Source organism: Bacteroides sp. OM08-11, from assembly GCF_003438665.1.
GTDB classification, from domain to species: domain Bacteria; phylum Bacteroidota; class Bacteroidia; order Bacteroidales; family Bacteroidaceae; genus Bacteroides; species Bacteroides cutis.
In genome coordinates, this window is sequence record NZ_QSTJ01000008.1 from 95,429 (window position 1) to 109,245 (window position 13,817).

The 13,817-nt window shown below is 41.1% G+C and carries 11 protein-coding genes; 5 read left to right on the forward strand and 6 right to left on the reverse strand.

The genetic code is table 11. The features are described 5' to 3' along the window. The first annotated feature begins 201 nt into the window (after positions 1-201). The 4 genes from DXC10_RS13905 (at position 202) to DXC10_RS13920 (ending at position 3,149) form a co-directional block, all read left to right on the forward strand. The gene (locus tag DXC10_RS13905; RefSeq protein ID WP_101545795.1) at positions 202-876 is read left to right on the forward strand and encodes a flavodoxin; all 675 of its coding nucleotides are present in this window, start codon (positions 202-204) and stop codon (positions 874-876) included. A gap of 134 nt (positions 877-1,010) precedes the next feature. Next, positions 1,011-1,826, forward strand: coding sequence for a carboxymuconolactone decarboxylase family protein (locus tag DXC10_RS13910; protein ID WP_101545797.1), 816 nt, complete (start codon positions 1,011-1,013; stop codon positions 1,824-1,826). A 318-nt stretch (positions 1,827-2,144) separates the two neighbouring features. Next, the gene (locus tag DXC10_RS13915; RefSeq protein ID WP_101545799.1) at positions 2,145-2,708 is read left to right on the forward strand and encodes a YiiX/YebB-like N1pC/P60 family cysteine hydrolase; all 564 of its coding nucleotides are present in this window, start codon (positions 2,145-2,147) and stop codon (positions 2,706-2,708) included. Between the two features lie 30 nt (positions 2,709-2,738). Continuing rightward, complete coding sequence (locus DXC10_RS13920) at positions 2,739-3,149, forward strand: DUF4878 domain-containing protein (RefSeq protein WP_101545801.1); 411 nt, start codon at positions 2,739-2,741, stop codon at positions 3,147-3,149. A gap of 118 nt (positions 3,150-3,267) precedes the next feature. Here DXC10_RS13920 and DXC10_RS13925 read toward each other — a convergent pair whose 3' ends face one another. The 5 genes from DXC10_RS13925 to DXC10_RS13945 all read right to left on the reverse strand — a co-directional run bounded on the left by DXC10_RS13925 (position 3,268) and on the right by DXC10_RS13945 (position 10,688). Then, positions 3,268-4,149 carry an AraC family transcriptional regulator gene (locus DXC10_RS13925; protein ID WP_101545804.1) on the reverse strand — a complete coding sequence of 294 codons (882 nt, stop codon included), beginning with the start codon at positions 4,147-4,149 and terminating at the stop codon, positions 3,268-3,270. An 86-nt stretch (positions 4,150-4,235) separates the two neighbouring features. Then, complete coding sequence (locus DXC10_RS13930; RefSeq protein WP_101545808.1) at positions 4,236-6,533, reverse strand: TonB-dependent receptor; 2,298 nt, start codon at positions 6,531-6,533, stop codon at positions 4,236-4,238. Between the two features lie 135 nt (positions 6,534-6,668). After that, complete coding sequence (locus DXC10_RS16580; protein WP_101545811.1) at positions 6,669-7,010, reverse strand: hypothetical protein; 342 nt, start codon at positions 7,008-7,010, stop codon at positions 6,669-6,671. A 44-nt stretch (positions 7,011-7,054) separates the two neighbouring features. Beyond that, positions 7,055-8,800: a bifunctional UDP-sugar hydrolase/5'-nucleotidase gene (locus DXC10_RS13940; RefSeq protein WP_117738106.1), complete on the reverse strand. Its 1,746-nt coding sequence runs from the start codon at positions 8,798-8,800 to the stop codon at positions 7,055-7,057. Positions 8,801-8,813: 13 nt separating this feature from the next. Next, complete coding sequence (locus tag DXC10_RS13945) at positions 8,814-10,688, reverse strand: ATP-binding protein (protein ID WP_370448218.1); 1,875 nt, start codon at positions 10,686-10,688, stop codon at positions 8,814-8,816. Between the two features lie 152 nt (positions 10,689-10,840). Between DXC10_RS13945 and DXC10_RS13950 the strand changes: the two genes are divergently transcribed. After that, positions 10,841-12,982, forward strand: coding sequence for a Tex family protein (locus tag DXC10_RS13950; RefSeq protein WP_101545819.1), 2,142 nt, complete (start codon positions 10,841-10,843; stop codon positions 12,980-12,982). Here the strand turns inward: DXC10_RS13950 and DXC10_RS13955 are convergent. Continuing rightward, positions 12,915-13,805 (reverse strand): CPBP family intramembrane glutamic endopeptidase, encoded by an 891-nt coding sequence (locus DXC10_RS13955; protein ID WP_101545825.1) that lies wholly within the window; start codon positions 13,803-13,805, stop codon positions 12,915-12,917. The genes DXC10_RS13950 and DXC10_RS13955 overlap by 68 nt on opposite strands. Positions 13,806-13,817 lie beyond the last annotated feature (12 nt).

Sequence of the window (13,817 nt, forward strand, 5' to 3'; positions counted from 1 at the left end):
AATAACATATTAGTGGATATAGTTGTGCAAAGTCGCCTGTTTTTTTTAATCGACACATATATACAAAAAAATGGCCATTTTAAATAGATATCCGAATACCAACACATGAAAATCAGTAAAAATGGTATAAACTCCCCGCATATAGTTAAGTCCATTTTTACACAACGCGGTAACTTTGCAATATAAAAAAACAAATAAATTATGAAGAAGTTATTATTAATTTTCCTAATGCTACTGACAGTATTGTCTGTAGAAGCTTGTGGCGGTTCCAACAACGAGCCATATACACCCGAACAGCCCGGAACATCCGAACAACCGGACGAAGAAGGTAATGATAAACCCGATACTCCAGCACCCGGAGGTAAAGGGCGCTATTTAGTACTTTACAACTCACGTACGAGTAATACCGAACGTGTGGCAAAACGAATTCAAGCGGTACTCAATTGTGACATACTGGAAGTTGAACCGCAAATGCCTTACGAGAATGATTATAATTCCATGTTGAAACGTGCACAGGAAGAATTAGCTGCTATCCGACAAGGAAATTATCCGGCTGTTAAAACCTCAGTAGAGAATTTCGATGATTATGATATTGTCTTCATCGGCTATCCGATCTGGTACAGTAGTATAGCAACTCCGATGCAGACATTTCTGCATGAACATGCCTCGAAACTGGCAAGTAAACAAGTTGCTCTATTCGCGACAAGTGGAAGTAGCGGCATTTCAACCTCGGTCAGTGAAGTCCGCAAACTTTGCCCCTATGCGACAATAATCAACCAGACATTACTGTTGACTTCTTCGGATCTATCGCAAATGGACACCCACATTACCGAATGGCTCAACAAGATCGGAGTAAAACGGGAAGATCAGGAGTAACCCGGTGTCTCTTCATGGAACGGAAATATAACGAAAAAAAATACCTGTCAGTATGGGCAAACAACATTCTCGAGCCAAACGTCGTTTAACCCTGCAAACCAGATCAATAACTTTATCCAATAAATGAAACGATTATGAATAAATTTCTTTTATTTTCAGCACTCTGTATTTTAACACTCAATGTTATGGCACAAGAAAAAATTGTACAGACAGCAGGGCGTAACCAGTTAGGTACATTCGCCCCGAAATTTGCGGAACTCAACGATGATGTCCTCTTTGGCGAAGTATGGAACCGTACCGACAAACTTGGTCTCCGTGACCGAAGTTTAGTAACCATCACCTCCCTGATCAGCCAAGGTATCACGGACAGTTCTCTCATCCACCATCTTCAATCAGCAAAGAAGAATGGTATCACCCGCACAGAAATAGCCGAAATTATCACCCACATTAGCTTCTATGCCGGTTGGCCGAAAGCATGGGCAGCATTTAATCTTGCAAAAGACATATGGGCTGAAGACACGACCGGTGAGGATGCCAAAGCAACCTTCCAACGCGAAATGATTTTCCCCATCGGCGAACCTAATACTGCCTACGCACAGTACTTCATCGGTAACAGCTACCTCGCTCCTGTTTCACGTGAACAGGTGAACATATCCAATGTCACTTTTGAACCTCGCTGCCGCAATAATTGGCACATCCACCGTGCAACGAAAGGCGGCGGACAGATGCTTATCGGTGTAGCCGGTCGAGGATGGTATCAGGAAGAGGGCAAACCAGCGGTAGAAATCCTGCCCGGTACAGTCATCCATATCCCCGCCAATGTAAAACACTGGCATGGTGCAGCGGCAAACAGTTGGTTTGCCCATCTGGCCTTCGAAGTTTCCGGTGAAAATATTTCCAACGAGTGGCTTGAACCGGTAACTGAGGAAGAATATTATAAACTTAAATAGGCTTGATCAGATTATTAAAATAATACTATTATAAAACATATAAACTCCCAATAAAATAAATTAAGTCTCACAGAAAAACTGTGAGACTTAATTTTACATTTGTATCATAAGAAAAATAATCATTGATACCATTTTAGACAATAAAAGTAGTATCTTTGAACCATTGGAAACAACAAACTCAAATTTAGTCCGATAAAAGAATTGTTGTGATTTGCTTTCATTTTTTTATATTTGTGGCAAATGGAAAGGAAAATTCATATATCATCGATTGTGAACGGACTGCTTTGCTTGTTTTGTTTATTCAGCTTTACAAACTGCATGGACAGAAACAAAAGCAAGAAACAATCGGTTGATTTGCCACAAGAACTGTTCCGGGACGGAGATATCGTCTTCAGAAGAGGTACAGGCATTACAAGCAGGATTGTATTGGCGGCAGACCGGGAAGGCAGTTATTCGCACGTGGGCATTCTGAAAAAAGAAAACGGAAAATGGCATGTAATACATGCAGTCCCTGGAGAACCGGATTTCAAAGGTGATGCAGACAGGGTGAAAATGGAAACGATAGAACATTTTTTTGAGGCTGGAAAAGCCATAAGAGGTGCAGTGATGCGTGTATCGAAAGATTCAACCGTAGCATGTAAAGCAGCAAAAAACGCCTTGAACCTCTTTCTGAAACGTGTGCCGTTTGACCACAGTTACAACCTGAATGACACAACTGAAATGTATTGTACGGAGTTGATAGATTATGTATACCGTAAAGAAGGAGTAGACTTACCTGAGGGACGTATCAGCTCTATCAATATACCGGGGCTCCGTGGTGACTATTTATTGCCGAATGACATTGTACAGAGCAAACGTCTCTGTTTGATATACTATTTTTAAACACACATTATTCATTTAAAACAAAAGCGTATGAAAAAAGTATTGTATTTCAGCCTTGTGTTGACAGTCATGCTGGCAATGGTATCTTGTTCTTCCTCCACGAATTCTCCCGGAGCTGCAATGAAAGAATACAGCAAATACCTCCAAAAAGGTGATTATGTAAAGTTTGTAGATGGACTGGCATTCGATGACAAACAAACTCCCGAACAGATCAAAGAGCAAAAAGAAGGATTGGCTTCCATGATCAAAGAAAAAGGGATGAAAGAGTACGAAAAGAAAGGTGGAATTAAGGATATCGAAATTTTATCTGAAACAATCTCTGAAGATGGCAATACAGCTGTTGTAAAAACAAAAACGACTTTTGGAAACGGTGAAACGGAAGAAGGCGACCAAAAGATGGTGAAAAAAGATGGCAAGTGGCTGATGTCGTTGGGTAAATAAATAGACCTATGATATATAAAAAGCCGGACAGGAACGGAAAGAAAATGCTTTCAACCGTTGCTGTCCGGTTTTTAATTACATCATGTAACCTTCAATAGAAAATATTCTCAAAATAGTTCTATTGCCTACGGTATTCTTTGGGCGACAATCCGGTGTGATGTTTAAAGTACTTGCCAAAGAAAGACTGATTGGCAAAGTGGAGTTCATCGGCAATTTCCTGGATACTCAATTCGGAAGATTTGAGTAAAGCTTTTGCTTCAAGGATGACAAGACTATCAATCCATTCGCCGGCAGTCTTTCCACTCACCTCTTTTACTACCGTAGAAAGGTGTTTGGCAGTAAGGAACATTTTATCGGCATAGAATGATACGCTACGTTCATTCTTATAAGACTCGGTAATGGAACGGATAAAACGTTCGAACAAATCTTCCTTACGGCTTTTCGGTATGCGCTCCTGTACGACATGCCCCTGATAGATATTATAAATCTCATAAAAAAGAGCCATCAGCAATCCCTGTGTAATCTCTTTACGATAGGGATTGTCCTTCAGTTTCACTTTACTCCAAAGGAAAGAATGATATTCCCGGAAAGACTGCAGTTCTTCCGGACTAATAGACATACAAGGGCGCTCTTTTATCATAAAAAACATAGGAAACAATTGTTGCATGGTAGGTATCACCATATCCATAAAATCTCTGGACACGGCAATAAAACTACCGGAGAAATCTGTAGAACGTTCACCTTGCTGTACAATCTGCTCCGGCAGAATGACGGCAAGCATCCCCTCCTTCATTTCATATTCCTGCAAATTGATATTCATTCTACACCATCCCCGATTACAGACAGCCAAGCAGGCTACATTCAATCGGGTGGGATAAAGTGATAAAGGCATATCTTTTATATCATCAAAAATCGCGAAATCATTACCGATAAAGTCAATCTTCGGTAAATGATGTATTAATGATATATCTACATTGCGTATACTTTTTTGTTTGTCCATCAGCTTCTTCTTTTGACGACAAAAGTAGAATTATTCCTTGAATTATTGCTCATGTCTTCGCAAAATAAGAAAATATGAACATTTTTCTAGTTCATAATCTTAAATCCGATAAAGAAAGTCCTCGGCTGTGTGGGACCATAGAAATAACCTGCATCCCGAAATTCCCCTTTATCCAAATCTTTCTGGAAACTATTAAAAATATTTTGTACACCTATATTCAATTGAAACTTGATGTGATCGTGCAAAACGAACGTATAATTCAATTTCAGGTTCAGATCAAAGAATTGAGGAGTATGCTCCATATGGTCTTTCTCTACATATCCGGCATAATGAGGTACAATCATTTTACCCGTATAAGTACCGGATAGTGAAAAATCAAAGTTCTTTACCGGAGCGGATGAAAACGTAAAGTAACCATGATAGTCGGGAGTACGCGGCATACGTTTAGTTGTCAGGTCTTCGCCATCTACTTGTGTCCAGGCTTCTTCACGAGTATAACGACTACGCTGTGCCGTAAACCCCAACTGGAATTGTGCTTCCTTGCCATGCGCTATCTTAGCGTCGAGATTGGCACCGAATACACGGGCACCATTACCATTACGACGTTCTTTGATGACATCACCATTCTCATCCTTGCCTATATCCTCCAGCACAAATACATGGCGTAAGTCTGTATAGAAACCTTCCACCAGAAGATTTGCCTGCCAATGCCCCAAATGAGCAGTCCAGTCGATAGAACCGCTGTAACTATTGGAACGCTCTTCACGCAAATTATCCGACAGTTTGATTTGTACACCTTCACCCCCCACGGCAGTCACATGCAAATCTTCATCGTATGCCTGCGGGGCACGGAAACCGGTAGAATAGGTCAATCGTGCCTGAAAGTCTTCAGTAGGTTTATAAAGAAGATTGACACGAGGACTGAAAATCAATTTGTCAATCAGATTATGTTTATCCAGACGGGCGCCTACCAACATCGTCAGCACATTCATCTTCCATTCGTTCTGAACAAAGGCACTGGCAATGCGTACATCCTGCTCCATATCACGGTGATATCCCGTCATAACATCGTGCATGGAATTACTCTGATATTCCAAACCACCCGTGAAAGTAGCCGGAGCAAAAAAACAGTTATCCATATTACCAACATACATTCCCCCGGCTACCCAAGTGAGATCATCCGTCTTGCCGTATGCGTTTGCGTCCCTTTGAGCTCCATAATAACTGTTGCGGTCAGTGTGCTGGACAGAGCCATATACTGAGAGTTTATGTTTATATTCACGCCAAAACAGATCGTAACTTACCCCCCCGCTATTGATAATATGTTTGGTTTGTTCGGTGATATCGGTTTCATGTGGTTGAAGATCGAACTTATTACCGCCACGACGAAACTCATTGGTGGTATGATACTCCAGATTGATACGGCTGAATTGTGTAGGGCGATAGTAAGCACGGAAACCGAAAGTGTTCATATTCAACTTACCTAATTCGGAAAATCCGTCGCCATCACGATCGTAAGGATTACGGTTACGATAACTCTCATAGAGAGCGATACCGTAAGAATTATCCTTGGCTACCAAAGAAACGTTGCCCCCCATGTATTGTTCCCAAGACTTTCCATCCATATTAGAGAACATGCTCGATACCTGAAAAGAGTTATTAATAGGATCTTTAGTAATGATATTAATGGTTCCTCCTACCGCATTGGCACCGAAAAGAGCGGAACCTCCACCACGTACCACCTCTACACGTTCGATCATATTCACAGGAATTTGTTCCAAGCCATATACGCCACTCAATGCGCTGATAATAGGACGGCTGTTGATCAGGATTTGCGAGTACGGACCTTCCAGTCCATTGATACGTACTTGAGGAAAGCCACAGTTCTGGCAGTTGTTTTCCACACGAAGTCCCGACTGATAATTCAAAGTCTTGGCAAGGTCGGTAGAATTCACCATTTCAAAAAGTTTGGTACTCATCACATTCACTACTACCGGAGCAGCTTTACGGCTTACTTCATTACGATTAGCTGATACGACCACCTCATCCGTCATAAAACTTTCCTCTATCATCTGAAAATGTACCACAGCGGTATATTCTTTGGATACCTCTATCTCTTTTTCTTGCGTTTTATATCCCACTGCCGACACACGCAGTTTATACTTGCCCGGTGAAAGGTTCTTAAATTGAAATTGTCCTTCTTCATTGGATATCGTTCCCTGTCCTGTCCCTACAATCAAAATAGTGGCGTACGGTATATTTTCTTCACTTCCTTCCACAATGACGTGGCCTGAAATCATATTACCTTCCCTGATAGGATTTACGGCAATAGCTACGCCGGTGCTTACTACAGTAAGTACCAACGCCAATATAAATTGTTTCATGATTAGCGTATATAAAAAATTATCAATAAATATCTGTCACATACCAAATGCTGGTACGATAAATACCAAATAACGGTACAACAAATATCAAACGCTGGTACAGTACATACCAACAGTCGATATTACAAAATGCATTTAAAGAATGATAGAAGATGGAGGGGCACGAAGGGAAATCACCCTATATGCTTTACCTTTAACGGCAACGCTTCCAGATTCAACTCTAAGCACTGTCAACAAGGGACACATCGGATGCAACTGTTCGCAACAATCCGGCTCGGATGAGATAAAATGAGACAACAAGCCGATGACAAGAAGTGAAGCATCGGAATGCGAATGTTTATTATGAAAAGGATGCGAGTGGGTAACCAATACCCCATTTACGTAGTGGACATGAGTAAACGCCGTTATACTTGCCTGGTACGCTATGAAGAGTACAAGCAAGAATAAGGCGCCTATGATTTTTCTGAGTTGCTTCACGTCCCGATACCTATCTTTTTAATTTGAAGCGGCAAAGATAGTAATTATTTGTCAGTTTTACCAAACAGGTATTCATAATCACGTTTGGAAGCAGGCACTGTCCATTTTTCAGGAATGAATTTCCACTGACCTAAAGCATGGGGAGTAATCACTTTCCGCTGTTCGATATATTGCATCAGATAATAACGTAGATCTTTATCGGTAGAATTGATGATACGTCCTTTCAAGTCATCCTGTGAGATACCCGCTCCCTTGGTAAGAAGTTCTCCACCCCCATTACCACGATAAGAGTTCAGGGCAACCGTATAAATCTTATTCATATCGAACGGTTTACCATCTGCCATACTGATAATCGTTACTTTCTCCCCCGCCGGTTTCGTCACATCCACTGTATATATGATACCGGCAGCAGAATCAAAGTTAAAGCTAAAGTTCTTAAAAGAAGCACGATCAGCAGCACCCTCACGACGTTTTTCACGGAACAATAAGAGGTGATCATCCGCCGACTGCATACGATTTGTCCATAAATCATACGACATTTCCAAGGCATCATGAACTTCCTTACCCGAAAGTTTCATAGTATAGAGCATGTTCTCGTACTTATACAAATTGAACATGTCGTTCACAAAAACTTCACCTTCTTTTATCTCTGTATCAAATGACAAAGGTGCGGCCAATGAAATTTCAGCACCGCTGATTTCCAACTGTAACGTATGGATAAGATCGATGAAAGCAGAAGAGCCGAAATATGCAGGACGCGTGGAAATGGTTTCAGTGAACCGTCCTATTTTTTTGGAAACAAAATCCTGAATAGTACCATATTGAGGCGTAAAATGCTTCATAAAGTCTTCACTGATACCGTAATCCTTGGTGTCAGAGAGCCTTCCTTCTATCTTTTTATCCACGACTTTGCCGTTACGCAGTTTCAGAGTCACGTCAATATCACTTACAACAAGACCGTTACTGGCAGGATCTATCACCAACACAGAATCTCCTTCAACATTCACCACTTTCTTGCACTCGCGGGCATGATCGTGCCCCATCAATACGATATCAAATCCCGGCACATTCCGCGCAACGTCTATCGAGGCATTTTCACGATATTTACCTCCCATCAACAAGGCATCTTGTCCGGCATGGAACATACCGATTATCAAATCCGGCTTTTCTTTTTCGCGAATAGTTTTCATCCATTTACGGGCAGTATCTTCCATATCATCAAAACGAAGTCCTTGCCATAGGTTCTCTGACAACCATACGGGAATAGCAGGAGTAATCATCCCCAATACCACAATCTTCACACCATCACGTTCCATCACCTGATAAGGTTTAAAATGTGTATTTCCCGAAGCTGTTTCAATGATATTAGCTCCCAAAACCGGGAAGTGACAATCGCCCGCCCAACGGTCAAAAACAGTACGACCGGTCTCTACATCATGATTACCCATATTTCCGGCATCATAACCCATGAAGTTCATCATTTCGGCAGCCACATGAGGAGAAACCGTATCAATGTAGTTGTAATAGTAGGCCGTAGGTTGTCCTTGCAAAATATCACCATTATCCAACAATATCAGATTATCTTTATATACCTCTCTATTTTTCTGCACCAATGCGTACACGCGCGCCAAACTTCCAGTTGCTTCCCGTTGTAAAATAAAGTCATGGGGATAGAAATTTCCGTGTATATCACTCGTTTGTACAATCTTCAATTTTATTTCTTTCTCCTGAGTATTTACACAAGCGGTCAGGATAAAAAAACACAGAAAAAAAACACTTACTCTTTTCATTCTATCATGTATTTTATAAATCTAACGGATGAGTGAAAATAAATCTCGCTCCCTTAGTATAAGTAGAGTCTATCCAAATTTTTCCACCCCATTTTTGTACAGTCAACCGGCAAATTGATAAACCTAATCCCGTTCCCTGAGCATATTCATTTAGTTTCTCAAAACGCTCAAAAACCTGTTTTTGCTTTTCCAAAGGTATACCACAACCGGTATCTGATACAGAAAAGACAGCCATACCACAACCTTTATCCAATTTTAAATTCAAAGTGATGATGCCTTTTTCTGTAAACTTATCTGCATTTGAAAGAAGATTGATAACAACCTGCTGCAAACGCTGTATATCCGTACGCATTTCCAATATTTCCAGATCAGACTCAAATATCAGATGATTAGAAGATCTACGTGCCTGCACTACCGAAGCCAACGCTTGACGACAAACTTGCACAACATCGCACTTTTCCATTGAAAAGTTTACCCTACCTGCTTCAAGACGCGACACATCCAGAATGTCATTAATCAGCCGTAGCAGCAAATCCGAATTAGTTTTGATAATATCGAAATATCCCCTTTGCTCTTCCAAAGAAGTATCGCCGGCAGAGAGTACGTCTGAAAAACCGACAATAGCATTTAAAGGTGTACGTATCTCATGACTCATATTGGCAAGAAAAGCACTCTTCAACCGACTGGACTCTTCAGCTTTATCCTTAGCTTCTCGCAAAGCCCCTTCGGATACTTGCAACTCGTCCTTCAATTTCTTGGTGTGGTAATAGAAATAGAGCGAAACAAACAAGCCGGCAAGCAATATGACCAAAATAGAGAATACTCCCCAAATCTGGAATTTATACTGTTCATAAAATGATGGAGCCACATTCACTATCTTTACGGGTACAGACAAAAAAGAGATATCAAGTTTTCTCTCTTTGATAAGTTTGCCATCTACCAACGCTTCATTGGGAATGACCTCTATCAGATTATTTTCATCGTGGGGATTGGATAATAACTGTATGGCCTGACGTGCCATGCCTTTACCTAACGCTCTGTATATAGGGACAATTCCACCTACTGCCCAATATCCTATACCAATCGAAGTGATGGAAAAAACCGGCAGCCCGGGAGCCGCTTCCATCATGGCATAAGTAGCGTTCCGCATAAAATAGCCATCATTCATATCTACTCGCCACGTACCCAACAGTAGGGCTGTGTTAGCAGGCAGTGCGTGAAGTTTGTCACTGATTGTATAAATAGTATTTACACGCCCATCCAAAAGGATAAGATTCAAATCGGGAAAGTTCTTCATTTCTTCTATGACATGCGCCTGCAAAGTGACACCCCCATAACTGTTATCTGATATAAACGCGATATTCCGGGTAGCCGGATACATCTTTTTAATCATCCGGACATTGGCTTTAACGTCATAATCATACATAAAACCCGCTTTAATAGGCAAACCCTGAAAATCCTCAAAGAAGTCCAAAGACTCAGGCATCCATGTCTTCAAATCCACCCCTTGTTCCGGTAATTTTATTATGTTGCGGCTCGTCAACGACGTAAGTACAGGAATATTTCCACGGACGGACTCCTCCACCGATAGATAGGCAGCCCAAGCTTCCTGCCCTATAAGAACAATCAATACAGGTTCTTTATTGCCTTTATATTTCGATAATAATTCTGTCATTCTCCGTTTCCACAAAGTGGATTCTGAGAAACTTTTACAGTTCATATTCTCCAATACGACTCCATTTTTACCTCCCAGACGCTGAAATTCTTCTATAAAATCAGAAATATTACCCGAAGTTTGGCGCGCGTCCGGATTATAGGAACTGATAATCAATACAGGATGTTCACCCATCATGGAGAAAGCAGACAAGACGGGAAAACAAAGTGCCATAAGTATTGACAGAACTCGATGGAATATATGTTTTGATTGATTCATTCAACAACTTTGTAACTGGTACAAAGATATAATAAAACTTATAAAGATATAGAAAAAAGATACTTTTTCGTACATTTGCTCTCTATTATCAATATCATTTAATTGACATGACACAAATTTTTCACAACATAATATCTGCCACTCTTGGGATATCTGAAAAACAAATCGGGCAGACTTTACATTTGTTAAACGATGGAGCTACCATTCCATTTATCAGTCGTTACAGAAAAGAAGCAACAGGCGGATTGGATGAAGTACAGATTGAAGCCATCCAAACTCAGTATGAAAAACTGAATGAAATCGCTAAACGTAAAGAAACCATCATCAATACTATCCGGGAACAAGAAAAGATGACACCTGAGTTACAGAAACGTATCGATGAAACATGGGACAGTACTGTGCTCGAAGATATTTACTTGCCTTATAAGCCCAAACGCAAAACACGCGCGGAAGTCGCACGACAAAAAGGATTGGAACCGCTTGCCACTTTATTGATGTTACAGCGAGAGCCTCATCCGGAGAAGCGTGCTACCGATTTCGTCAAGGGTGATGTAAAAAATACAGATGACGCATTAAAAGGAGCACGCGATATCATCGCCGAACAAGTGAGTGAAAATGAGCGTGCAAGAAACACATTACGAAATATTTTCTCGCGCCAGGCAATATTAACAGCCAAAGTTGTAAAGGGTAAAGAGGAAGAAGGTAACAAATACCGGGACTACTTTGATTGTTCCGAATCATTAAAACGTTGCAGTTCCCATCGCCTACTCGCCATTCGGCGTGCAGAATCCGAAGGTATACTGAAGGTAAGTATCAGCCCGGATGATGATGAATGTTTGGAACGTCTGGAACGACAATTCGTGTTTAATCATAATACTTGTGGACAACAAGTGACCGAAGCTGTACAAGATGCTTACAAACGCCTGTTGAAACCTTCTATTGAGACAGAATTTGCAGCACTGAGTAAAGAACGTGCCGATGAAGAAGCCATACGTGTGTTCACAGAAAACCTGCGTCAACTACTACTTGCTTCACCACTGGGACAAAAACGAGTAATGGGCATCGATCCCGGTTTCCGTACCGGATGTAAGGTGGTATGTTTGGATGCCCAAGGAAATCTTTTGCACAATGAAAATATATATCCACATCCACCGGTGAACAAACCGAAAGAGGCCTTTTCAAAATTACAAAAGATGATAGAGGCTTACAAGATAGAAGCAATTGCCATCGGTAACGGAACTGCCAGCCGTGAAACGGAGGATTTCTTAAAACAACAGACATTCAATCTCAATATCCAGATTTTCATTGTAAGTGAACAAGGAGCATCCATTTATTCTGCGTCTAAAATAGCAAGGGATGAGTTTCCCGAGTATGATGTAACCGTACGCGGTGCGGTATCCATTGCCCGCAGACTGATGGATCCGTTGGCAGAACTCGTAAAAATAGAGCCTAAATCTATCGGAGTGGGACAATATCAGCATGATGTAGACCAAACTAAATTAAAAAGATCACTGGATCAAACAGTAGAAAACTGTGTAAACCAAGTAGGTGTAAACCTAAATACGGCCAGCAGTCATTTGTTGACCTATATATCCGGACTCGGTCCGCAACTGGCGCAAAACATCGTAAATTACCGAACTGAAAACGGAGCTTTTGCTTCCCGTAAGGAATTATTAAAAGTACCCCGTATGGGAGCAAAAGCATTTGAGCAATGTGCCGGTTTCTTACGTATTCCGGAAGCAAAAAACCCATTGGATAACACGGCTGTACATCCGGAAAGTTACTACATTGTAGAACAGATGGCGAAAGATTTAGGATGTACCGTAACAGAGTTGATTACCAACAAAGAATTACGACTGAAGATACAACCGGAACGATACCTTTCTCCCACCGTAGGTATGCCTACCCTGAAGGACATACTTCAGGAATTGGATAAACCCGGACGAGATCCTCGCGGTCCTATCAAGATATTTGAATTTGACAAGAATGTGCGTACCATCAATGACTTGCGTATCGGTATGGAACTTCCAGGTATTGTAGGCAATATTACCAACTTCGGTGCTTTTGTCGATATAGGCATCAAGGAAAATGGTCTGATACACCTCTCCCAACTTGCTCAAAGATACATATCAGACCCGAATGAAATAGTTTCCATTCATCAGCATGTCCGTGTAAAGGTGCTTAGTGTGGATCCTGACCGCAAGAGGATACAGTTGACGATGATTGGAGTGGAACAAGAAACTTTATAATAACCACTGTCCCAATTATCATAAGTATCGTGCAAATTATAGATCCTTCAAATCCGAAAGAACCACCATTCATTATATTGGCTTCGGGAAAATGCAGGGTCAGTAAGCTAGTACCAAATTTGTTGCCACTGACTTCATAACCTAATATTGGGCCTTGCAGCCAATTCCAGAACCAGTGTAAAGCAATAGGAAAACAAAGATTACGGGTATATAGATAGGATGCCCCTAAAAGAATTCCTGCCAACACAATGTTGAGGAACGGCAGAAAAGCAAAATTAGGGTTTGCGATGTGTATCAATGAAAAAAGGATGGAAGAAATGAGAAGTGCCCAAAACTTGTTCACACCTGCATCCAGCAAACGCCCCAAGACAAAACCGCGTAAAGCCAGTTCTTCTGTGATGCCTACCAAGAGAAAAAACATCAAAGTCATCAGCAAAGTAGATAGTTGAAAGGTTATTCCTGTTACCTCTACCACGCCTACAAGTAGAGAAAACCCAAAACCTATCATATAAAGTACAAAAGCGAACAAAGTTCCACCCAACCAATCTTTCCAACGTCCTTTCAAAGAAAGTCCTAAACCGGTAAGCGAGAGCCCACGAAACCGCAATACAATCCATGCTGCCAAAAACACACCGATCAGCATGATCGTTTCATTTATCATGAGAAAAGGAATGTTCTCCGCCATATCTGTACCCTTCAGTTTATCAAACAGGACTCCAAAAGGTATAGTGATAAACATCATTATAATAAATGCAAGCACTATAAACATGATAATATCTACTGCGGCAAGTCCTACACGTATCTTTTTAGTCATTGCTTCCATAAACAAAATCGG